This window comes from Desulfatiferula olefinivorans, from assembly GCF_054657895.1.
On the sequence record NZ_BAAHXV010000015.1, the window covers coordinates 30150 to 53215 of the forward strand.

Here is a 23066-nt window from a genome sequence, read left to right on the forward strand (position 1 = left end):
CCCGATGATGCCCGAAGACCGGTGCGTCATCGTACCTTAATAAAAGACGAGTCACGATTATGAACGAGCCGTTGATCAAAACCCTGCCCCCCCTCTGGTATGTACTCCATACCAAAAGCCGGGCCGAAAAGGTCGTCCACGACGTCCTGGTCAAGAAATCCATCGAGGCCTTCCTGCCCACGGCCAGGGTTCCAAGCAAACGCAAAGACCGCCGCGTGATGCTGGATCTGCCCCTTTTTCCCGGCTATGTCTTCGTCAAGACCGACCTTCAGGCCGATCGCTACCTGTCGATCCTCAAGACCCCCGGTGCCGTGAAAATCATCGGAAACAAGGAAGGACCCGTGTCGGTGGACACGCCCATTGTGGATTCCCTCCGGATCATGGTCCGCTCCGGACAGTCAATCCTGACCGAAAACCTGTTCCGGAAAGGTCAGAAGGTCATGGTCGTCCGGGGGCCCTTCACCGGCGTCACCGGAATCTTTTCCGCGTACCGGGGAACGGGACGGGTCCTTGTCTTCATTGACATCCTCGGCCAGTCCGCCTCGGTGGAAGTCGACGAGGAAGATATCGAACGGATTTTATAAATTATGTATAAGTGCTTGACTTACTATCAAATTATGTTTATTAATTTCTCTTGTTTAAGCCGGAGATAACCCGGACGTTTTCGCATTCGATGAAGGAGGCTATATGAATAAGTTGGAGTTGATCTCCGCTCTCAAGAACGACGCAGATATTTCCAAGGCCGAAGCGGCGGAAGTGGTTCAGATTTTCTTTGATTCGATGACAGACGCGCTGGTCAAGGGCGACCGGGTTGAAATCCGGGGACTTTGCAGTTTTTTTGTCAAGGAATACAAAAGCTACACGGGACGCAACCCGAAAACCGGCGAAAAAGTGACCATCAAGCCCAAAAAGCTGCCCTTTTTCAAATGCGGCAAGGAGCTGAAGGAACGCGTGGACTACAAGTAGCCCCGGTGTACGGCGGCTCTGTCCGGCCCCGTCACGTTCCCGGATCATCACCCCCTTAAAAGCTCTGCGGAACTTTTAAGGGGTTTTTGTTCCAAACGCCGTTTTGCTCGACGTTCGGCCCAGACACGATCCTTTTGGGATCACACGAGTTTGGAAATCGGTTTTATGTTTGAACAGATCATCGATCAGGACCAAGCCCTCACCCGTCTCCTTACCCTGTTCCGGAAGGACACCATGCCCCATGCCCTTTTGTTCACCGGCATCGACGGCATCGGTAAAAAGACGGCGGCCCATGCGCTGGCCATGACGCTGAACTGCCCAAGGTCCATCGCGGCCAGGGAACAGACGGCCGGTCCGACAACGATCCCGTCTCTTTTTCCCTGCGGTGGGTGCCGGTCCTGTCGTAAAATTACGACGGGGGTCCATCCGGACATCCTTCATGTCGCCCCGTCGGGCAACCTGATCAAGATCGCCCAGATCCGGGAACTGGGCACACGGCTTTTAATCAGACCCAACGAAGCCCGCATGCGGGTGGTCATCATCGACGACGCCCACACCATGAACCCCGAATCGGCCAACGCCCTGCTCAAATCCCTGGAAGAGCCTCCGGCAGGCACCATGTTCGTTCTGATTACCCATCAGGCCTCGGACCTTTTGCCCACCATCCTTTCCCGGTGTCAGCAGGTCACATTCAATCCGATTACGCGACGGAGCATCGAAACGTGTCTGATCGAAAAGGGCATGACGCCCGACCGGGCCACCGCCTTGGCAGCCATGGCCGACGGCAGCCTCGGCAGGGCCATGGCCCTGTCCCGGGCGGATGCACGCGGCGGAGCCTTTTCGAGGAATCGGCAGTGGATTGCCGGCGAACTCGACGCCCTGGCCGGGGGGTCGGTTCTCACCGGCCTTCTGTTTGCGGAAAAGCTTGCGTCAAAAAAAGACGATGCACTTCAATCCCTGGAGTTTATGACCGCTCTGATCCGGGATCTGGTCATCTACAAAATCTCGCCGGACAAAATCCTCAACCGGGATCTTGTATCCGTCATCGACGGACTTTCCAGGCGTTTTTCCATTCCAAGCCTTCTTTCCATGAACGCCCACATTCAGCGGGCGCACAAAGACATCCTGGCCAATGCGGCTCTGAGGCTCAGCCTTGAAGCCATGGCCTTCAATCTATCGCGGGTATGATATGCATAAAGTAGTGGGCGTCAGATTCAAGCCTTCGGGCAAAATATACGATTTCAGTTGCGGACCCTTCGTCCTGGAGGTGGGGGACAAGGTCATCGTCACCACCGAGCAGGGCCTGGGTTACGGGGTGGTGGCGACTGCGCCGGTTCCCCTGTCGGAGCGAACCTCCCGAAGTCCCCTGAAAAAGGTGTTCCGCCTGGCCACCGAGGCCGATACCGACCAGCGGGAAAAAAACATTCAGCTTGAAAACGAGGCCTACGAGTACTGCCAGAAACAGGTGGCCGAACTCAAGCTGGACATGCACCTGTTTTCCGTGGAAAGCACCTTCGACACCAGCAAACTGACCTTTTTCTTCACGGCCGAGGGCCGGGTGGATTTCCGCCAGCTGGTCAAGAACCTGGTCAAGCAGTTCCGGGTCCGCATCGAAATGCGTCAGGTTGGAATCCGCAACCAGGCCAAAATGTGCGGGGGCCTGGGCCGCTGCGGCCGGGAGATCTGCTGTTCCTCCTACATCGAAAAATTCGATCCCGTGTCCATACGCATGGCCAAGGAACAGGGTCTGTCCCTGAACCCCACCAAAATTTCCGGATTGTGCGGCCGGCTGATGTGCTGCCTGACCTTTGAAAACGAGACCTACAAGGCCTTGAAAAAGGATTTCCCGAAAATCGGGAAGGTCGTGACCACGCCCAAGGGCAAGGGCAAGGTGATCCGGCATAACGTGATCTGCAGCCGCCTGACGGTCAAACTGGAAGACAACACCGAATGCGAGCTGAAGCTCAGAGACATCCAGCCTTTGTCCGAGGACGGCACCCGGGCCGCAAAACCCGACGTGCAAACGCCGGGCACCGACGATACCCCGGATCAGATCTGAACCGGCGGGCTTCCTGAACGGAGCCCGCCGCCTGCTTGAAAAGGAAACGAATCAGCGTGACAACGAGCAACCACACCCCATTTTACATCACCACACCGATCTATTACGTAAACGCCCGGCCCCACCTGGGCCATGCCTACACCACCATCGCCGCCGATGTGGCCCGGCGTTTCCATACCATGAAGAATGTCCCCACCTATTTCCTGACCGGCACCGATGAGCACGGGGACAAAATTGCCGAAGCCGCCAAAAAGGGAAACACCAGCCCCGGGGAATACGCCGACCGGATCAGCGGGCTGTTCAGGGACCTCTGGCCCCAACTGAATATTTCAAACGATGATTTCATACGGACCACCGAAGAGCGCCATAAAGCCGTGGTGGCCAAGGTATTGATGGCCATCTACGACAAGGGCGAGATCTACTATTCCGAGTACGAAGGCCTCTACTGCGTGGGCTGCGAACGTTTCTACCAGGAACGGGAACTGGTCGACGGCAAATGCCCGGACCACAAAGTCGAACCCCAGCGCATCAAGGAATCCAACTACTTCTTCAAAATGAGCGCCTATCAGGACTGGCTGATCGACCACATCACCAACAATCCGGATTTCATCCGCCCCAGACAGTACCGGACCGAGGTGTTGTCTTTTCTCAAGGAACCCCTGGAAGATCTGTGCATTTCACGGCCCAAGACCCGTCTGACCTGGGGCATCGACCTTCCCTTCGACGACCGGTTCGTCACCTATGTCTGGTTCGACGCCCTGCTCAATTACGCCTCGGCCCTGGGCTATCCCGACGGGGAAACCTACAAGACCTTCTGGCCCCACGTCCAGCACCTGATCGCCAAGGATATCCTGAAAACCCATGCCATCTACTGGCCCACCATGCTCAAGGCCGCAGGCATGCCGCTGTTTCAGTCCCTGAACGTCCACGGTTTCTGGAACATGGGCGACAGCAAGATGTCCAAAAGCCTGGGCAACGTGGCCAACCCCCTGACCCTCAAAGACACCTACGGGGTGGATGCCTACCGGTTTTTTCTGATGCGGGACATGGTTTTCGGTCTGGATTCGAATTTTTCCGAAGAGGCCATCGTGCAGCGTATCAACACCGATCTGGCCAACGATCTGGGCAATCTCTTCTCCCGTGTTCTGGCCATGAGCTTCAAATACTTCGACGGCCTGGTCCCCCCCTGCGATCCCGCCGTGGAAACGGAGGCGGGTCTCAGCCTCGAGGCCGACGCCATGGAGGCGATCACCGATTTTTCCGAGGCCATGGAAACCTTCGCCTTCCACAAAGGCCTTGCCGCGGTATTCAAGCTGATCAGCCGCATGAACAAATACGTCGATGAAACCGCCCCCTGGGACCTGGCCAAGGATCCGGCCCTCACCCCCCGTCTGCAGGCGGTGATGTACAACCTGCTCGAAGGCCTTCGGGTCACCTCGGGCCTGCTCTACCCGGTCATGCCCGATACGGCCAAAACCATGCAAAATCACCTGGGCATCGCCGAGGATCCGTCGTTTTTCCTTCTGGATAAACTCAAGGCCTGGCGAAGTCTGCCCCCGGGTTCTCCCTTGAAAAAAATCAAAGGCCTCTTCCCCCGCATCGAGGTCAAACCCAAGGCCGAACCGGCCGCAGCACAGGCCCCGACGCTGAAACCGGAACTGAAACCGGAAATCTCCTTCGAGGAATTCCAGAAACTGGACCTGCGCGTGGGCACGGTCATCCGGGCCGAAGCCATCCCCAAGGCGGACAAGCTGCTCAAGGTCACGGTGGACATGGGTGAAGGGCGGGAACGCACCGTGGTGGCCGGCATCTCCAAAAGCTATACCCCGGACCAGCTGACCGGCAAACAGGTGATCATCGTGGCCAACCTCAAACCCGCCAAACTGATGGGTCAACTCTCCGAAGGCATGATCCTGGCCGCCGCAGACAAAAAAGGCTTCACCGTCGCCTCCTTCGACGCCCCGATCAAACCCGGCACCCCGGTCAAATAAACGTTAAAATTTGTGTATGAACATAGAGGGGCGCACAATGTGCGCCCTTTGCCTTCGGCGACCCTGCCGGGGGCCCGCCTTTTGAAAAGGCGGACAAACGGGTTTTTGGGGTCTCTCACGGAGACACAAAGGCGCAGAGAAAAAACAGGGCGTACCCAAATCGTTAAAGGGTATACGTCCAGAAGGTAGTCATGGGATAGAGTCGCTTTTTCCGTTTGGTCATGCAGGCGAGGCAGGGGCAGTTGATGTCGAAGGGGTGGGGGCCTTTCCGGACGGAAAGTTCGAAGGTCCGATCAATCAGGTTGAACACCCGAATCCGATCGTTGGAGCCCGGCAGGTATGTGTGATCATCATTCCGATCCATGGGTTTCAGCCTGTGTACTTTCTGATAAGGTCACCCTGTCCGAACGAGTCTCCAAACAAACGAATCCGCTCTACATTCAGGGGTTCAAATTTATCGGACAAACCGAACTCCGAAACGCTTTTGAAGAATTCCGCAATGTCCGACTCGTCTTTCAGCTGTCGCTCCTTGTTGTTGGCGATGGCAAGCAGCTTGAGAACAATGTAGTCCGAAGGCTGAATGACGCGAATTTCTCCTATGATCTCAGCATCGATCAGGGCGCTGCGATTTAACATGTCCCGACCGTCCTGTGTGCCGACAAGCATGAAATCGACCTTGCCGAAGATGTCATAGTCGGAATCGAATTGTGCAAAGGACCCTGTTTTTTGAAAACACGTATAACCCGCTCCGGCCATAACCTCATGGATCCGGTCCCAATGGGTCGCATCGGCCATGAAATCAATATCCACGGTATGCCGAGGAAGACCGAAAAAACCAAGCGCAAAGGCACCGATGAGGCAGACCGGTATCTTACGTTCGACAAACGTTTTCGAAAGAATGGATATCATGGATGTCAGTTTATTCTTTTCCAAAGCCTGCCCCAATCGGTCGTTTTTTGTCCATCATACGTTTGAGGGGGAACTCAAGTCAAAGAAAAAGATGGCTCTGTTGATCATCGTCAGACAAAACGGATTCACCAAGGAGACAGGGAGGTAGGGGCGGTCTGCGACCGCCCAATGGCCTCCGGCGGCCCTGCCGGGAGCCCGCCTTTTGAAAAGGCGGACAAACGGGTTTTTGGGGTCTCTCGCAAAGACACGAAGGCGCAGAGAAAAACAGGTCGTCACGGGGCAAGGCCCGTGAAACACGCAAATGATGCCGACCCCATCCCGCCCAAAGCGACCGCCCATCGTCGGGTTGAGGCACGAAACCCGACACATAGGCTCATCCTTAATAATACGGCCACGTCAGGTCAAATTTCTATCCTTTACAAATCATCGAAAATCACATCAAATCGATGCGTTAATGTCGAATCCCAGCGATGAAACGTTGTACACCTCAAGGGAATCCGACGGTTTTTCAAGTAACAGCAGATAATCGTCATGATCCTTGTAAATGTCCCGCCGCTCGTCCCCTCGACCGATGACATGACAGCATGCGCCGTCTGTCACATGACCCTGATTCACAATCGAAATGGGCACGCGTTGCTTGGCCCATCTACCTTGTTCGACCGTAGGATGGGCAAAGCGCAGCGTGCCCATCAGGGTCTTAAGTCAATGACATAGAATAGCAATGTGGTATCACGTGTTGATTTTCACCTGTCTTCTTTTCTTTTTTCTCAGTAAGCAATTTTGCTATGTAAAAATGTGCCCCTCTCCAAATCGTCAAAGGCTTTATTCAATTCTTCCCTTGTGTTCATGACAATCGGTCCGCCCCAGACGATCGGTTCAGATAGAGCGTATGAACTCATAAACAGAACCTGGGCCTGTTTGTCTGATGCTTTTATCTTGACACAGTCACCCATGGTAAGTTTTACCGCCGTTTTTTCTTTGACTAATTCGTCCCCGATATATGCGTCTCCAAGAAGCGTGAACACCATGACAGATCGTGTCGTATCCGTTTTCACGACAACAGAGGCATGTGCATTGAGATGGATATCGTAATAATCCAGGGGAAGATGTCTGCCGGCATACCCTTTTCTTCCTTCATATTCCCCTGCGAGCAATCGCAATTTTCCATTTTCCAACTCTATTTCTTCAATCTCTGTGGTTTTGATACTGTGATAAGCCGGAACAACCATTTTATCCTTTGCAGGAAGATTCAGCCAAAGCTGAACACCGAGCAGTCTTTCTGCTGCGGGGAGTTTTTCTTCGTGTAGAATACCGGAACCTGCTGTCATCCACTGGACTTCCCCGTCACCAATGGTATCCTCATTGCCCAGACTGTCCTTATGAGTCATATAGCCATGGTACACATAACTGATCGTTTCGATGCCTCTGTGTGGGTGGAGCGGAAACCCCGCTGTATAATCATCGGGATTTTTGCTGTCAAAGGAATCCAGCATTAATATCGGATCGAATGCGTCAACGGTCTTGTTACCTAAAACCCTGACCAGGTTGACCCCTGCTCCATCCTGTGTTCGAAACCCCGTTACCTTGTGCTCAATGGTTCTTTCCATGTGTCACCCTCCTCGTCAATGTTTTTTTGGAAGTGCCGATCCAATGTCATCAACTTAACGAGTGATTTCGTTGTTTCACATGATGGGCACGCGTTGCTTTGCCCATCCTACCTTGTGTCGCCCGTAGGATGGGCAAAGCGCAGCGTGCCCATCAGGGTCTTAAGTTCATGACATTGAGTGCCGATCCACAAATTGAGCAAAATGATTTGTTGTGTTGAAGGAAATGTAAAATTCGTGACCTTATCGACACCGGCTACAATAACAAAGGTAAAAATTATCAAAATCACCTTCTATTTCGGACGTGACCTCACCGCAAAGGCATGACCCTGACGTTATACTCATAGATAAAACTCGCCATGATTATGACTGATGCAGAGTGGATGAACAACGCACGCTTCAGGCGCGGCGTTTAGCCGTCGCCTGGAAACAATTGTTGGCCGATGAATTCAGAGAGAAGCCCAGCATTTATCGCAGCATTATATTGTCTTCTATCTGCAGTTATAAAAAGTTCTGCTTTCCATTCCAACGCACATGCTATATGCAAAGCATCCATCGCCCTCAATACATTCGACTCTAAAAGCTTGATCGAATGCGAAATGACAGCCGGGGTAATCTGAATAATTACAGCATCATGGACATCTTTCATCAATTGGGTTTTAATAGCCCTATAATCGTCATCAGAAAGATTGTTTTCACGTCGTCGTCTATTTAACCCCGATACTACTTCAGGGATTAGAATGGTACATAGACCCAGTTGTGAAGCATTCTGTAAGAGTCGATCTATTTCATCACTACCTACTTCCAAGACATATCTTTTGGCAAGTGCAGATGAATCAATTAGAACTTTCATGATTCAGACTCACGTTCTTCAAGTATTGCAGACGAAAGGTCGCTCCCTTTAATTTGTAAGCGAGTACTCTTACGTTTCCATGACGGTATTTGGGGTATATTGTCAGTAAATGGAATTATCTCCGCAATAGGTTTTCCCCGCCTAAGAAGAATAAGGGTCTCTCCATGCTCAACCTCAGTTATAAAGTTTGAAGCCTTTTTTCTGAAATCTGTGAATGAGATTGTCTTCATATCGTGCCTCCTCTGATTAAATGTACATTCAAGTGTACATAAACAGGGCCACACTGTCAAGAGAGGGCTTGAAGGCCAATGTACAGGTTTTATTCATTTGGGAAAACCCCCGGCTCTGCCGGTGGACACTAACAGTTTGACAGTTCCAGAATAAAATGAAACCTCCAATCAAGTGGCCCGCTCAAAGTCACAAGAAAAAATGAAGCTTGATCTATGTTTGATTTCCGGCTATGACGTTAAACATATTCTGAAATGCAATTCCAGTCCATTGACGCCATGCGTCTGTTACGTGAAAACATCCCGCTTGTTCCTTCGGACAAATTCGTGCTGAGTTTGATAAAAAAACGTCCTTAACAATCGTCCTTGACGGTACACATAAAACGCCGGTACGCCGTCAACACTAAACCTTCATTTGCTTTAAGGAGGAGCCATGAAACACGTCATCACATCAACACTGGTTTTAGGCGTTCTTTTCGCAACGAGCACCCTGACCTACGCCCATGTGCCGTATGTCCACACATCGGACCGCTGGGCGGCAAACATCAATACGCCCATTGAAAAATCCGTTGCCTATTACATGACCTTTGAAACCTCACGGGATAAGGACCTGCTTTATTTTATTTTGGATGAAAAGGATCTTGACCCGGACGCTCTGGGTAATGATATCGCTGAAATCGTGACCGATGACCATGGCGTCACCGGCCGAAAATTGTATTTAGGCACCATGGTTCCGGCATGTGACGCCTATTCCGATGTGCGCCCCATGGTGGCCGTTGTGGGGCCGGCCCAGGAAAACCTTCCCAAACCTGAACGCACCGAGGGCCTGCCTTTTCGGATGTGCGGCAGCGAAGGCATGGCCCTTCTGACCAATCCCGAACAGGGTGAGGCCTGGTATGAGAGTTACACCTATAAATCATACTACGACCAGAACAACCTCGATATCGTCGTGAACAAAGCGGGCCTTTACAGAATTTACATCTGGGAGCCCAATGGCAATGTGGGCGATTATGTTGTTGAAATCGGAGAAAAAGAGGTGTGGGGCGCCGCAGAGATTATCCGAGCATCGTTCTGGATTTTTCACCTTGTCGAGGACGGTGAGATCAGCTGCCGTGAATGCAAAGAGCAGCTCGAAGCTTTGGACGGCCCCAATCCGGGCTTCACCGAGGTCATCGACAACCTGATGAACAACATGTAGCCCCTGATCCATGCCCTGTTTCACGCCCGTGATACAGGGCATTTTTTTGCCGTTCCCTTCATTCCAAGGTCTTGACCGGCCCCATAAATCCAGGCAGGTGACTTTGGGTCAAATCTTTATTTTTGACAAATCCTCCAAAAGCCCTTCAAATCGGTGCCTTAATTCCAACTCTTTTTCCATTTTCAACCGCAATCGCTTCCTTGAAATGCTGACGGAGCTGTAATCGATATGGCCGATGTATTTGCCGATGTCGGGTTGTTTGATGTTGCAGAGGCGATAAAGAAGCTCCATCAGCATCGATCGTTCAATTGAGTTTTTTCCCCGTCGGCAGATCTCATTCCGGTTCGTTCCGGTTCGCCTGCAAAAGGCTTCAATCAGGGTTTCAGGGCTGGACGATGAACGGATTTCCTTTAAATGGGGCTGTTCCCGTAATGAATATACCGGGATACTTCTTTCAAATAACTGTCGGCATCGATCAGATAGGATTTATACCGCCCCTGGTACAAATGCCCGCTCCTGTCATGACGACGATTGAAGGCGCTTGTATACGCGATATTGAAATGACGCATGAAGCTCGACAGATTCCCCGCAGGTGTCGTCACCAGAAGATGATAATGATTGGTCATGCAGACATAGCCCAGCAAGGAAACGTTATACACCTCAAGGGAATCCGACAGTTTCTCAAGGAACATCAGATAATCGTCATGGTCCCCGTAAATATCCCGCCGCTCGTTCCCCCGACCGGTGACATGATAACATGCGCCGTCATATTGAATTCTTAGTTGTCTCGCCATGGGGCTGAAATTATGAAATATTTAATGATTTTTCAAGAGTAAAGATTTGACACCGATTCGCACTTCCAGCGATGTTGTGAAATCCCGTTAAAACCGGTTGCCGATACGTATACGGACCTTTTCAAGGATATGCTGGACATTTTCGATGGCAAGGAAATAAGCAGCCATATTGATTCCGATATCTCCATTGTGCTGTATCCCATGCCGCTTTTCCCGGTGATGGTCTGCTACTGGAAACCGGAAGATGGCCTTGAGTCCGATCTTTACATTTATTTTGATGCGTCATCGGATGCCAATCTTGACATCGAATCCATCTATACCATGAGTGAAGGCCTGGCCATGATGTTCAAGAAGATTGCGATGCGGCATGGTTTCTGATTAGCGGTATGTTTGTTTTCCAACATTAAAAAGAAACGTGATGCTTTGGTTTTATTGCTTTGAACGAAGCGCTGCCTGCCGATAAGAAAGGAAACTTGGGTCTGATCAGAGAGTGAACCGTTCAGTCAAAATATTCCTGAGTGCTACGGCAACTTCGCTTTTCATAAAGGGTTTATAAAGAACGTCGGTAATGCCCGACTCTTTTATTTTATGGTCGGGTACCGTGCCGCTTAAACCGGTGCAAAGTAGAATTGGAATATTATTTCGAATAGTTGACAGTTTTTTTGCAAGCTCTAAACCTGTGATCTTGGGCATCGTATAATCAGTGATTACGATATCGAAGTCTTGGGGGGCAGCTGCTAAAACCTCAATGGCCTCTGTGCCACTGCTGATAGGCGTCACCTTGTAACCCAGTGATCGTAATATCTTGGTCCCCACACTCAACACCATGTCCTCGTCATCTATATACAGGATATGTTCGTTGTCACCTTTAGGCATCGGTTTAATAATGACCTGAGGCGCTTCCTCCTGGATATCCATTTTCGGCAAAAGAATTTCAAAAAGAGTACCAATGCCCAAACGGCTTTGCACGTTAATATGTCCCATATGGTTTTTAACGATGCCATGCACCATGGCAAGCCCCATGCCGGTTCCTTTGCCTGTTTCCTTTGTCGTATAAAAAGGTTCAAAAATTCGTTTCTGTATATCAAGCGGGATGCCTGAGCCCGTATCTTTCACACATAAACGAATATGAGGACCGGGGTTGAGTCCCGGATACCTTTCCATTTGCTCACCATCCAGGTAGACTGCTGCGAGTTCCACCGAAAGAGATCCTCCTGTTTCCTGCATCGCGTCTGCGGCATTGGAACACAGATTGAGCATCACCTGATGAATCTGGGTGGGGTCGGCAACGATCGTACCGGTGCTGTCCATAATGTTTTCGGTAATATCGATGGACTTGGGAATTGAGGCACGCAGGAATCGCAGCGATTCTTTGACCACGGTTGCCATATTGATCGGTTTTTGTAAAAGATCGGATTTGCGACTGTAGTTGAGTAATTGTTGAATAAGGTCCCTGGCCCTTAAACTGGCAATGTTGATTTGTTCCAGATGGGTCTGTGTGTTTTCGTTGACATCCGGGTTGGCGAGGATCAATTCCGTGTTGGCCATGATAATTGTAAGGATGTTGTTGAAATCGTGGGCAATGCCGCCTGCAAGGGTGCCGATGGCCTCCATTTTATGGGCCTGCTGGAGTTGCTTCTCAAGATGAATCTTTTCATCTTCGGCACGTTTGCGTTCGGTGATATCCTGAACCGTGCCAAAAATCCGGTTCACCGTGCCATTGGTCTCCCTATCTGTTGCACCAATAACCTGGATTGTACGTAAAACCGATGTATGGGTTACAATACGATATTCAAGGCAAAATGGGGTGCCTTTAAGTTGGGCTTCTTCCAGAGCAAGAGCCACCTGATCCCGATCTTCCGCGTGGACAAATTTAAGGATCGCAGCAAACGTAGGGGTAAACGAAAAGGGTGTCAGTCCAAAAATCCGAAAGACTTCTTCAGACCAGATGATGGACTCACTGCCAACCTGCCATTCCCAACTCCCCAAGTGGGCAATACGTTGCGCCTCTTTCAAGGCACTCTGGCTATTTTTCAAATCGGCATCAGCCTTCTTGCGATCCGTGATATCCTGGATAACTGCGAGCAATGCCGTCGTTCCGTTGAAGGCAAATGGGGCCACCGTCAGGTTGGCCGTAAACGTGTTCCCGTTTTTGCGGACCAGTTCGACTTCAAGGTTCTGAATCGATTTTTTATTTTTGATGCTTGTGACAATGGCATGACGTTCCAGGCTGTTTTTATAAAGCCTCACGGCATTTATGCCGCGCAACTCCTCGGCAGTATAACCAAAGAGCTTCTCGTAGGCATCATTGAAAGCGAGGATCATGCCGTCCTCGCGGCTGACTCCAATTCCCACGGGTATGCTTTCGTACAACGTGCGCAGACGATTTTCGTTTTCCTTGATAGAGGCATTGGCCCTGGCCAGTTCATTCGTTTTTATTTCCAGTTCTTCATTGAGGGTAATCAACTCTTCATTGGCCGCCTGCATCTCTTCATTGGATGTTTCCAGTTCTTCGTTTGTTGATTGCAGTTCTTCATTGGTGGATTGCAACTCCTCATTAAGGGAAAGCAAGTCCTGATTTGTATTTTCAAGTTCTTCGATGGTGGTCTGCAGGTATTCTTTGGTTGCGGTCAATTCCTGATCAAGTTCGGCAATGCGCAATTCCTGGTCGGAAACGCTTTCTACCACAACCGGTTTTATAACGGATTTGAATACTTCCGGAATGCGTTCGAAAACAACCATGATCAACCGCTCTTCACCTGCTATGGCGGGAACCGGAGAGGCGGTTAAGCGTACAAGACGCCCCCCATTGGTATCAGGCATGGCAATGGGGTTGCTGTGAACAACCTTGTTTTCCCTGAGGGACTTGTTGATAATGATGCGCAGATCGATGCCAAGGTTGCCCTTGGCCAGGGACAGGATGTTTAAGTCAGCGGTTCCTGGTGAGAAACCCAGAAAAGGGCTTACATCTCCATGCACATAGATGATGTCCATGTGGTCATTAACCAGAACGCTGCTGTGTCCATAGAGTTTAAGCAAGAGATTTTCAAGCGTCTCTTTGGCGGAAAAATCGGATTTTCGTTCCATCCCCATTGCGTCGGTTTTAGCGTATCCGATTGTTCTGCGATTTTGAACATGTATGGGTGGACGCCTATACACGCTACGTCTTTGAAAAATTTTCTGGCGGGTATCCACCGGGACGAACAAATCCGATATTTGGCTGCCTGATTCCGATTTCCCCAGAAAGAGATAACCATTGGCGTTCAGCGCGTAATGAAAAATGGACATGACCCGTTTTTGCAAGTGGGTGTTGAAATAGATCAGGACATTACGGCAACTGATGAGATCAATCCGGGAAAAGGGCGGGTCTTTGAGCAGGTCATGATGAGAAAAGATAATCATGTTGCGGATGGCTTCGGACAATTGAAACAGTCCGTTGTTTTGGACAATGTACTGTTTTAAAAGGGTATCATTGATTCCTGCCAAGGCGGCTTTTGGATAAATTCCTTTGCGAGCCATGGCCACGGCCGAAGGGTCCACGTCGGTGGCAAAAATTTGGATCTTGAATTTGCCTATTTGATCACCCAGGACTCTGGCTAATGTAATTGCAATGGAATAGACCTCTTCCCCTGTGGCACAACCGGGAACCCAGATTCGAATGGTTTTATCGGAGTCCTGGCGGTGTTCAATGATACTTTGAAACACTTTTTCAAGGGAACCGAAGGCATCCGGATCTCTGAAAAAGCTGGTTACAGATATCAATAAGTCTTTGAATAGAAGGTTTATTTCATCATCAGAAGAATTGAGGTGATCGGCATAGATTTTAAGGTCCACCATTTTATTCAGCGACATGCGCCGACCTATGCGCCGGTTGATGGTGGTGAGTTTGTAATCGGAAAAATCGCAGCCCGTTCTTTCGTAAAGCAATCCCAGAATACGGTCGATCTCATCAGATGACGTTTCCAAGTCAACCTCCGTGATCAATTGAAGACCGTTTTTGGAGATTTCCGAGAGTTCAGTTTCGATTTGCTGGGGTTCTAGAACAAGATCGACACATCCCGTTGCCAGGGCGGTTCGTGGCATGTCCTGGAATTTGGCGCTTTGCGGTGTCTGCGCAATGATAATACCACCGACAGACTTTAACTCGCGAATCCCGCAGGCACCATCAGAGCCATTTCCGGAGAGGATGATACCAATCCCCCTGAATTGTTTGGCTTTGGAAAGCGATATCATAAAAAGATCTATGGAAGGTGCCGTTGCCTGTTGGTCTGGAATAGCCTGCAACCTGAAAATATCATGATCGATACTGACATTTTTGTTGGCAGGGGGGATATAGATGCGATCCGGTTGGATCGTTTCACCCTCTTCGATGATGGTTACAGGACAGTTCGAACTTTCTTCCAGAATTGTCATCAGCAGGTGGTAATGATCGGGGTCATGGTGCTGCAGGATCACTGCGGCCAGGTTGTTTCCTGGAAGAATACCGGGCAAAATTTCCCGCAAGGCTTCAATCCCACCTGCAGATGAGCCAATGGCAACCAGGGTTGTTTCAAAGGAATCTGAATCATGGGAATGATTGGGTGATATCATAGAGAAACCTTTTGGTGACGCGTTATCATTTTTTGTGGAAGGGTTGGCTCCATGAATCATCCGTTATTTGACGTGGAGACTGAATTGTTTTTTTGTTTCCAGCCAACCTGCTAATTATATAGATTGTTTTTTTGTGACAGTGCGTTTTTTGATGAAAAATTATAAAGCCAAGAGGGGCGTATGTCAATTAAAAATCAGTATATTATGGTCGATGGCTTATAAGCGGTCAATATATGTTGGGATTTGTGTTTGCCTTACATAAAATATCATTCCCTGTCATTTATGACACAGCAACCTGTTAATCTGAAAAACAACGGATGCCGGAGTCATTCCCATACATGTAAAAAGCGACCAGGTAGGCCCTGGTCGCCGTGTCATCGTCCGGCACGACCGTAACGAAGATGTGGACGGGGCAGTGCGGGTTCATTCGTGTCAACGTCATAGTCCATGACGGCTACATGTCACCAAGAAGATCCAGTAAAAGCAAGGTTGTTTTCTCAACGATTTTTCTGAACAATTTGGGGTCACAATTTGGGGTCATCACAATTTGGGGTCATCAACAATTTGGGGTCACATCTTTAATCTTGACAAATTAGCACAATAGAAACCGAATGCATTGATAATAAAAGCCCATTTGTTGGGTTTCGTGCCTCAACCCAACCTACGCCAGGCGGTCGTTTTTGCGGGGCGGTGGTGTGATTTGGAATCATCTGCGTTCATCTGCGTCATCTGTGGATCATTTGTCCGTGGCTTTCTCCGTGCTCTCCGTGTCTCCGTGGTGAATTATTTTTGCGGAAGTTATTAAATTTTATGAGGATGACGGGCATTTGGTGGGTGAAACCCACCCTACGATGGGCGGTCGCCGGAACAGCACCGTGGCGGGTTCGGGCAACATACAAATCTGCTGGTTCAGGTTCAAATCAAGGGCAATCGCATGAGTGACTTAGGGTCAGTGACTTAGGGTCAAATCTTTATTCTTGACAAATCCTCCAAAAGCCCTTCAAATCGGTGCCTTAATCCAAATCTTTTTCCATTTCGACCGCAATCGCTTCCTTGAAATGCTGACGGAGCTGTAATCGATATGGCCGAGGTATTTGCCGATGTCGGGTTGTTTGATGTTGCAGAGGCGATAAAGAAGCTCCAACAGCATCGATCGTTCAATTGAGTTTTTTCCCCGTCGGCAGATCTCATCCCGGTTCGTTCCGGTTCGCGTGCAAAAGGCTTCAATCAGGGTTTCAGGGCTGAACGATGAACGGATTTCCTTTAAATGGGGCTGTTCCCGTCCGGAGGCCTTTGCCAGTGTCGTCAGATAGTTTTCTTTGATGCGACGGATAAAGTCATCGGAACCGATAATTCCATTGCCCTTACCAATATCAAGGGGGCTGGATTCGCCTTTGTTCAGACCACGAAAGACAAACTGCCGGTATGCCGCCCTCCCCTCTTTCGTATCCCCTCCGAAATAGTCGAGCACCGTCTGGTAATGCACAAAATCATGTCGCTTTTTCGTATTCGTGTATCCAGAGAAACTGCTGTAACTGAATTGATTCAGCATCCTGATTCGCTGATCCGTTTCCATGCCGGAGAGGGCTTTGATTCTGACCGGGTTCAAATGAATATACCGGGATACTTCTTTCAAATAACTGTCGGCATCGATCAGATAGGATTTATACCGCCCCTGGTACAAATGCCCGCTCCTGTTATGACGACGATTGAAAGCGCTTGTATACCCGATGCGGCTGGCAATCCCGGAGACGTAAAACCTGTAGGAGAAGGTGTATCTGAATTACGTATTGACTATGGCCCTTGTTATCGAGTCTACTTTAAAAAGATCGGTCAGGGTGTTGTTATTCTTTTAGCAGGCGGCGACAAACATAGTCAGAGCAAGGATATCAAAACCGCTTTGCGACTTGCAGACAATATGTAGGTGAAAATCATGACAAAAACGAAAACAAGTAAATATGACGTCGCTGAACATCTCCGCACACCTGAAGAAATGGCGGAATATCTTGAAGCTTCTATGGAAGAAGCACATGGAGATGCCGCATTTATTGCAAAAGCACTGGGTGATATTGCCAGAGCAAAAGGCATGACTCAAGTTGCCCGTGATGCGGGCCTGTCTCGAGAAAGCCTATATAAGGCTCTTTCTGGGGAACGTGCGCCAGGATTTGATACAATCCTCAAAATTATCGGCGCATTAGGATTAAATCTGCATGCTGAAGCAACGCATACACCCCCTTGAAAGCCCACAGCGGCGCGTCAGCAGGCCACAATCTCTTTGATCATAAACTCGTTGCCGCTGATCATTTCCGGTTTTTTGCTGTGACAAAAGGGGCAGACACCCTTGTTTTCAAGGACGTCAAAGACCTTGCCGCACGTCCGGCATCGTGCATTGGCGGGAAGGACCTCGATCTTAAGCCGTGTTTCTTTGAGCAGGGTGTCCTTGACCGCCATGGGATAAATCTCCTCCACATAACGCGGAATCACCTGGGACAACGCGCCGATTTGAAGAACCAGGGTCTCGATTTTTGTCAGGCCGTTTTCTTGTGCAAAGACCTCAACGGTTTTCACAACCTTGATCACAACACCGAGTTCATGCAACGGGTTTACCTCGTAAAATGGTTGTCTGGTCGCCTCCAGCGGCCCTGCAAGGTTGCGTCCCTGCCCATTTGTCCAGCTTTTTAAAAGCTGCCCCCCCGGGAGGGCCGCCGGAGGCTCCCGTTCCCTTAAGAATTATTCCATTTTTTCACTTCAGTACGAAGCCAGTCCGCCCATTGCTCAATTCCTTCCCCGGTTTTGGCGGAGATGGGGATCACCCGGATGTTGGGGTTGAGTTTGGCGACCCGTTCCCTGACCGCTTCCAGGTCAAAATCAAAGAAACCCATGGCATCGATTTTATTGATCAGAAGCACATCGACGATGGAGAACATCAGGGGGTACTTGAGGGGCTTGTCATCCCCTTCGGGCACACTCAGGATCATGGCGTTTTTTGACGCCCCGGTATCGAACTCCGCAGGGCAGACCAGGTTTCCCACATTTTCAAGAATGGCAAGGTCTATGCCTTTCGTATCAAGGCCTTCGAGCCCCTGCCGGGTCATTTCCGCATCCAGGTGGCACATGCCTCCGGTGTGGAGCTGAATCACTTTGGCGCCGGTTTTGGAGATGGTTTTGGCATCCACATCCGAATCGATGTCCGCCTCCATGATACCGATGGACATCTCATCTTTCAGGGCTTCAATGGTCCGGACCAGGGTGGTTGTCTTGCCCGAACCGGGTGACGACATCAGGTTCAGAAGAAACGTCTTCTGTTGTTTCAGTTCTTCCCGGAGAAGTTCGGCCCGCCGGTCGTTGTTTTCAAAAACACTCTCTTTGATTTCGATAATTTTGTAGTTATCCATGGGTTCGGCTCCCTTTTTCTTATCCCAGCAGGGAAAATGCTTTTTTAAGTGTCTTCCACGGTTTGGCCAGGGCGATCCTGACTTTTCGTTTCACCACATGCCTGACGATGGTTTTTTTCAGGTCATGTAATTCCACACCCGGCTCGTCATAAACCCGGACAAGTCCGATGGCGTCGAATTTACACCGGGTGGTACACACACCGCAGCCGATACACATGGACGTGTCCACCACCGTGGCGCCGCAGCCGAGGCAGCGTTCGGTCTCTTTTTGAACCTGCTCTTCGGTAAAAAAGCCCCGCAAATCCTTAAAGGTTGTTTTGGCCTTGCCGCCCTCCACGTGGGCTGTTTTTTCACGGGGGACGCGGTCGTATCCCCTGAGGTTGAGTTTGTTTTTATCGAATGAAACATAGTCCCTTCGGGTTCGGCCGAGAACAAGGCTTTGGCCGGGATGCACATACCGGTGAATGGAGATGGCTCCCTCCTTTCCCATGGCAATGGCGTCAATGGCAAAGCTGGGTCCGGTCAGGGCATCGCCGCCGACAAAGACGTCGGGTTCACCGGTCTGGAATGTCAGCTCATCCGCTTTGACGGTCTGGTTGGGATTGAGTTCAATTTTGCTGCCCGCGATGAGGTTGCCCCAGTCCATGGACTGGCCCACGGAAACAAGGACGTGATCTGCGTGAACCACCATGGTTTCGTTTTCATCGTAAATCGGACTGAACCGGCCGTTTTCATCATAGACGGAAACGCACTTTCTGAATTCAACCCCTTTGACCCGTCCGTTTTCGGCGATGATGCGCTTGGGTCCCCAGGAATTGGTGATAACGATGCCTTCTTCCGTTGCTTCATTGATCTCTTCATCAAGGGCCGGCATCTCACTGCGGCTTTCAAGGCAGTACATGGCAACGGACGATGCGCCCACCCGTGTGGCGGTCCGGGCAACGTCAATGGCCACATTGCCTCCGCCGAGAACCAGGGTCTTACCGTCGAGTGTGATCTCTTCCCCGAGATTCACCTTTCTAAGGAAGTCCACCCCGGTCATGACACCGTCCGTATCCTCGCCGTCAATGCCGAGATTCCGACCGGACTGGGCGCCGATGGCCAGATAGAAGGCCTCAAAACCGTCTTTCCGGAGATCGGAAAGGGTGACGTCTTTGCCCACATCAATGCCGGTTTTAAATTCAACCCCCATTTCTTTCAGGATATCGATCTCGGCATACACCACCTCTTTTTCCAGGCGGTAGGATGGAATTCCAAGGGTCAGCATGCCGCCCAGAGCTTTTTCCCGCTCAAAAACCGTCACCTTGTAACCGTCCACGGCCAGATAATAGGCGCAGGAAAGTCCGGCCGGACCGGCTCCGACAATGGCGATTTTTTTGCCGTAATCGTTTTTCTTTTTTGGAATGAAACGGGTTTCGGCGTCCAGGTCTTTCTGGGCAATGAATTTCTTGATGTCATCGATGGCGATGGGATCGTCCAGGTCGCCCCGGGTACAGGCGGATTCACATTTGCGGGGACAGATCCGGCCGCACACGGCCGGGAACGGATTTTCGTTCTTGATCAGTTCGAGAGCTTCCGTGTAGCGGCCCTGGGACGCCAGCTTCAGGTACCCCTGGATACCGATGTGGGCGGGGCATTCCGCCTTGCAGGGGCTGGTGCCGGACGCGTCAACCACGGCGCGGTTGGTGCGGTAATCCACATTCCAGTGCTCTTTCGTCCATTCGGTATTGTGCGGAAGATCCCGTTTCTTCGGTTTCAGGGCGCCGCCGCACACCTTCTGGCCCAGAGTCAACGCGTTGGTGGGACAGGTTTCAACACATTCACCGCAAGCCACGCATTTATCAACATCCACGCGTGCCTGATAGTTGGACGCGCTGAAATCGGTATTGCGGTACATGGCAGCGTTCCGCACCGCAAAACACCCGCATCCGCAACAGTTGCAAATGGCGTGTGTATGGCCGGGGCCTTCAACGTTGGGTATGCTGTGCATGAGACCGTTGTCTTCGGCTCTCCGGATGATCTCAAAGGCTTCGTCCTTGGTGATTTGGCGGCCTTTTCCCGACCGAATGTAATATTCGGCCGCATAATTCAGCTGGATGCACATATCCTCTTTCAGGTGTCCGCAGCCTTCTCCCATGACTTCGCGGGCCGTCCTGCAGGAGCAGTCTGAAACGGAAATCCAGGTCGCCGAGTTGATGTATCCCGAGATCTCTTCGTAAGAGGCTTTTCGACTCCCCCCGTCAAGGGCTCTTTCAATGGGAATGGTCCGCATGGTGCCGGTCCCCACGGGAAAATTTCCGTTGACGAGGGGGGCCATCTTCTTACCGTAGGCATCGAAGGCATAACCGATCTGCGGATATTTTTTATAGTTTTCCCTGTTGTTGACCACCATCTCCATATGGCCGGGGACCCACAGTTCCAGCCAGTACTTGTTGACCCCGTCTTCTTCATTGTACATGGCCGCCCCTGCATCGCCGCATTGCAGCAGAAGCTGTTCGGTCTCTTTAACGGATCTTCCGAGCATGGGGGCCACCTCTTCGGCACTCCGGGGGGTGCGGAATTTCAGGCACAAAGCCGCATCCGCCATGTCATCGGTCACAACACATTCAAGCAGCTTGTATTCCGGGTCATCCGGTGTGATTTCATTCGCCGCCCCTCGCCTCACCTTGCTGATTTTGTTACATAAATCAATGACTTTTTCTTTGACTTCCGGCATCTTGACCCGCTCCTTATGACGACCATTATAATCCGCGCGATTTAGCTTGCAAATAACAAGCTAATTCATTACAAAAACACCTTGCTTTTTGCAAGTTAATTTTATGGTCTTTTTTGATTTAAAATGTCAGGATAGTTCTGATACAGACGGAACACTCTTTTGGACGGCTTCGTAAAAAGTCCGATCTCTGCGCTTTCGCTTCATCCCTCGTCACTGCGGCGTACCTTAAGTACGCCTCATTCCTCGGGATTCGCAAGCCTTGACCTCGAACCTTTTCCGAAGCCGTCTGAAACGTGGCTTTTTACGAGACCATCTTTGTTCAGCGAGGGATACCAGATGAAAAAATTAAACAAACCCGCAGATCCACGAGTCTGCTCCGTGGGTCGTTCAATGGAAATACTCGGAGACCGCTGGATTATTTTCATCATCCGGGAAGCGTTTTTCGGTGTCAAATATTATGACGTGTTTCTTTCCAATCTGGGCATCGCCACCAACGTATTGACAGACCGTCTTAAATGGCTGGTCGAGAACGACATCTTTGAAACGCAGAAAGATAAAAAAGATGCCCGCCGGAAAAAGTACCTGCTCACTGAAAAAGGCCGGGATCTGTTGCCCGTCATTCTTGCCTTTATCAAGTGGGGAGACCGGTGGCTGGCCGATGAGTCAGGTCCGCCGCTTATCCTGAAGCACACCCCATGCGGGCATATCCTGACGCCGGTCATGTGTTGCGAACACTGCCGGGAAACCGTTGAACTGAATGAGGTTACCGCTGAAGAGGTCTGGCGGAAGAATCAAACGTAAGGGCCTCGAAAATATCCTCCCTGACCGTTTCCAAAAAAGCTGGCTGGTTCAGGTTCAAATCACGGGCAATCGCATGTGTGATCTCTTTCCTGCGGAACGGATTCATGCCCATTCACGTTTACGGTCACGATGGTAGCCGTCGTCAGATGGTTCAACCGGCGTGGGACAAAACGGTCGAACCGGTCTCGGCCTGCCGTGCACGTGAACGAATGTTACATGCGATTGCCCTGCCCCACCCACTCCAAACCGTTGCCCTTCGTATATAATCATGGTATACACCTCCCATGGTCAAGCCCAATAAAACAATATCAACCTGCACCGGTTTTGAGTGGGAGCAAGGAAACGATACAAAGAACCGGGATAGGCACGACGTAACATCTTGGGAGTGTGAACAAATCTTCTTTAACAAACCGCTTATCTTGAAGCGAGACAAAGAACACGCCATTGGTGAAAATCGTTTTTACGTGCTTGGCCGAACAGATATGGATCGTTTCCTTTTTGCCGTCTTTACCATTCGAAATGATAAAATCAGTGTCATTTCCGCACGTGACATGACCGCTTCGGAAATGGAAAGGTATCTGAGATGAAAAAGAAACTACCAACATTCAATAGCGAGGATGAAGAACGAACCTTTTGGGAAAAAAACGATTCATCAGACTATATGGACTGGTCGGATGCCGAGGATGTGATTTTTTCAAATTTAAAACCGTCAACGCGCAAAATCTCCATCAGGTTGCCTGAATCGATGATTGAAGATTTAAAATTATTAGCCAACAAAAAGGATGTTCCCTATCAGTCGCTGTTAAAGATTTTTTTATCGGAGCGGATTAACTCTGAACTGCATCAATAATATGACGGCTTCGTAAAATGTCCGATCTCTGCGTTACGCGTCAGCCCTCGTCACTGCGGCGTACCCTTTAGTACGCCTCATTCCTCGGGCCTCGCAAGCCTTGATCTCGAACA

At 50.4% G+C, this 23066-nt stretch carries 25 protein-coding genes; 12 read left to right on the top strand and 13 right to left on the bottom strand.

All coding sequences use genetic code 11. The features are described 5' to 3' along the window. Positions 1-59: 59 nt before the first annotated feature. The 5 genes from nusG (at position 60) to metG (ending at position 5016) form a co-directional block, all read left to right on the top strand. A complete protein-coding gene (gene nusG / locus ACYQ11_RS12020) occupies positions 60-584 on the top strand; it encodes a transcription termination/antitermination protein NusG (protein ID WP_459924030.1) in 525 nt (174 codons plus the stop codon). 103 nt (positions 585-687) lie between these two features. Next, complete coding sequence (locus ACYQ11_RS12025; RefSeq protein ID WP_459924031.1) at positions 688-966, top strand: HU family DNA-binding protein; 279 nt, start codon at positions 688-690, stop codon at positions 964-966. A 165-nt stretch (positions 967-1131) separates the two neighbouring features. Beyond that, positions 1132-2154, top strand: coding sequence for a DNA polymerase III subunit delta' (gene holB / locus ACYQ11_RS12030; RefSeq protein WP_459924032.1), 1023 nt, complete (start codon positions 1132-1134; stop codon positions 2152-2154). A 1-nt stretch (position 2155) separates the two neighbouring features. Further along, complete coding sequence (locus ACYQ11_RS12035; RefSeq protein WP_459924033.1) at positions 2156-3025, top strand: PSP1 domain-containing protein; 870 nt, start codon at positions 2156-2158, stop codon at positions 3023-3025. 56 nt (positions 3026-3081) lie between these two features. Beyond that, a complete protein-coding gene (gene metG, locus ACYQ11_RS12040; RefSeq protein WP_459924034.1) occupies positions 3082-5016 on the top strand; it encodes a methionine--tRNA ligase in 1935 nt (644 codons plus the stop codon). 163 nt (positions 5017-5179) lie between these two features. Here the strand turns inward: metG and ACYQ11_RS12045 are convergent, their stop codons facing one another. The 7 genes from ACYQ11_RS12045 to ACYQ11_RS12075 all read right to left on the bottom strand — a co-directional run bounded on the left by ACYQ11_RS12045 (position 5180) and on the right by ACYQ11_RS12075 (position 8612). Continuing rightward, on the bottom strand, positions 5180-5380 hold the full coding sequence (locus ACYQ11_RS12045; RefSeq protein WP_459924035.1) for a hypothetical protein: 201 nt from the start codon (positions 5378-5380) through the stop codon (positions 5180-5182). Positions 5381-5385: 5 nt separating this feature from the next. After that, positions 5386-5811 (bottom strand): hypothetical protein, encoded by a 426-nt coding sequence (locus tag ACYQ11_RS12050; RefSeq protein ID WP_459924036.1) that lies wholly within the window; start codon positions 5809-5811, stop codon positions 5386-5388. Positions 5812-6363: 552 nt separating this feature from the next. Continuing rightward, positions 6364-6615 carry a hypothetical protein gene (locus ACYQ11_RS12055; protein ID WP_459924037.1) on the bottom strand — a complete coding sequence of 84 codons (252 nt, stop codon included), beginning with the start codon at positions 6613-6615 and terminating at the stop codon, positions 6364-6366. 77 nt (positions 6616-6692) lie between these two features. Beyond that, positions 6693-7532, bottom strand: a complete 840-nt coding sequence (locus ACYQ11_RS12060) for a pirin family protein (RefSeq protein ID WP_459924038.1) — start codon at positions 7530-7532, stop codon at positions 6693-6695. Between the two features lie 240 nt (positions 7533-7772). Continuing rightward, entirely contained in the window at positions 7773-7874 is a 102-nt protein-coding gene (locus tag ACYQ11_RS12065; protein WP_459924039.1) for a GFA family protein, read from the bottom strand. Positions 7875-7941: 67 nt separating this feature from the next. Beyond that, positions 7942-8382 carry a type II toxin-antitoxin system VapC family toxin gene (locus tag ACYQ11_RS12070; RefSeq protein WP_459924040.1) on the bottom strand — a complete coding sequence of 147 codons (441 nt, stop codon included), beginning with the start codon at positions 8380-8382 and terminating at the stop codon, positions 7942-7944. Continuing rightward, the gene (locus ACYQ11_RS12075; protein WP_459924041.1) at positions 8379-8612 is read right to left on the bottom strand and encodes a type II toxin-antitoxin system Phd/YefM family antitoxin; all 234 of its coding nucleotides are present in this window, start codon (positions 8610-8612) and stop codon (positions 8379-8381) included. The genes ACYQ11_RS12070 and ACYQ11_RS12075 overlap by 4 nt, the downstream gene beginning before the upstream one ends. Positions 8613-9042: 430 nt before the next feature. On the opposite strand from ACYQ11_RS12075, the gene ACYQ11_RS12080 reads away from it, so the two are divergent. Beyond that, a complete protein-coding gene (locus tag ACYQ11_RS12080; RefSeq protein ID WP_459924042.1) occupies positions 9043-9807 on the top strand; it encodes a hypothetical protein in 765 nt (254 codons plus the stop codon). Between the two features lie 410 nt (positions 9808-10217). Here the strand turns inward: ACYQ11_RS12080 and ACYQ11_RS12085 are convergent, their stop codons facing one another. After that, positions 10218-10601 (bottom strand): transposase, encoded by a 384-nt coding sequence (locus ACYQ11_RS12085; RefSeq protein WP_459924043.1) that lies wholly within the window; start codon positions 10599-10601, stop codon positions 10218-10220. An 81-nt stretch (positions 10602-10682) separates the two neighbouring features. Here ACYQ11_RS12085 and ACYQ11_RS12090 point away from each other — a divergent pair, with 81 nt between their 5' ends. Then, positions 10683-10979 carry a DUF3786 domain-containing protein gene (locus ACYQ11_RS12090; RefSeq protein WP_459924100.1) on the top strand — a complete coding sequence of 99 codons (297 nt, stop codon included), beginning with the start codon at positions 10683-10685 and terminating at the stop codon, positions 10977-10979. Between the two features lie 105 nt (positions 10980-11084). Here ACYQ11_RS12090 and ACYQ11_RS12095 read toward each other — a convergent pair whose 3' ends face one another. Both ACYQ11_RS12095 and ACYQ11_RS12100 read right to left on the bottom strand, forming a co-directional pair. Beyond that, positions 11085-15191, bottom strand: coding sequence for a CheR family methyltransferase (locus ACYQ11_RS12095; protein WP_459924044.1), 4107 nt, complete (start codon positions 15189-15191; stop codon positions 11085-11087). 1000 nt (positions 15192-16191) lie between these two features. Beyond that, positions 16192-16677 (bottom strand): hypothetical protein, encoded by a 486-nt coding sequence (locus ACYQ11_RS12100; protein ID WP_459924045.1) that lies wholly within the window; start codon positions 16675-16677, stop codon positions 16192-16194. Between ACYQ11_RS12100 and ACYQ11_RS12105 the strand changes: the two genes are divergently transcribed. Further along, positions 16672-17115 (top strand): type II toxin-antitoxin system RelE/ParE family toxin, encoded by a 444-nt coding sequence (locus ACYQ11_RS12105; RefSeq protein ID WP_459924046.1) that lies wholly within the window; start codon positions 16672-16674, stop codon positions 17113-17115. The genes ACYQ11_RS12100 and ACYQ11_RS12105 overlap by 6 nt on opposite strands. A gap of 9 nt (positions 17116-17124) precedes the next feature. Beyond that, complete coding sequence (locus ACYQ11_RS12110; RefSeq protein ID WP_459924047.1) at positions 17125-17430, top strand: addiction module antidote protein; 306 nt, start codon at positions 17125-17127, stop codon at positions 17428-17430. Positions 17431-17447: 17 nt separating this feature from the next. On the opposite strand, the gene ACYQ11_RS12115 is transcribed toward ACYQ11_RS12110, so the two are convergent. From ACYQ11_RS12115 to ACYQ11_RS12125, 3 genes are all read right to left on the bottom strand, one after another. Continuing rightward, the gene (locus ACYQ11_RS12115; RefSeq protein WP_459924048.1) at positions 17448-17789 is read right to left on the bottom strand and encodes a hydrogenase maturation nickel metallochaperone HypA/HybF; all 342 of its coding nucleotides are present in this window, start codon (positions 17787-17789) and stop codon (positions 17448-17450) included. 125 nt (positions 17790-17914) lie between these two features. Further along, a complete protein-coding gene (gene hypB, locus ACYQ11_RS12120; protein ID WP_459924049.1) occupies positions 17915-18586 on the bottom strand; it encodes a hydrogenase nickel incorporation protein HypB in 672 nt (223 codons plus the stop codon). A gap of 19 nt (positions 18587-18605) precedes the next feature. Next, complete coding sequence (locus tag ACYQ11_RS12125) at positions 18606-21302, bottom strand: FAD-dependent oxidoreductase (protein WP_459924050.1); 2697 nt, start codon at positions 21300-21302, stop codon at positions 18606-18608. Positions 21303-21461: 159 nt separating this feature from the next. On the opposite strand from ACYQ11_RS12125, the gene ACYQ11_RS12130 reads away from it, so the two are divergent. From ACYQ11_RS12130 to ACYQ11_RS12140, 3 genes are all read left to right on the top strand, one after another. Continuing rightward, positions 21462-22103 carry a winged helix-turn-helix transcriptional regulator gene (locus tag ACYQ11_RS12130; RefSeq protein WP_459924051.1) on the top strand — a complete coding sequence of 214 codons (642 nt, stop codon included), beginning with the start codon at positions 21462-21464 and terminating at the stop codon, positions 22101-22103. 284 nt (positions 22104-22387) lie between these two features. After that, entirely contained in the window at positions 22388-22690 is a 303-nt protein-coding gene (locus ACYQ11_RS12135) for a BrnT family toxin (protein ID WP_459924052.1), read from the top strand. Beyond that, positions 22687-22953 carry a BrnA antitoxin family protein gene (locus ACYQ11_RS12140; RefSeq protein ID WP_459924053.1) on the top strand — a complete coding sequence of 89 codons (267 nt, stop codon included), beginning with the start codon at positions 22687-22689 and terminating at the stop codon, positions 22951-22953. The genes ACYQ11_RS12135 and ACYQ11_RS12140 overlap by 4 nt, the downstream gene beginning before the upstream one ends. Positions 22954-23066: the final 113 nt, after the last annotated feature.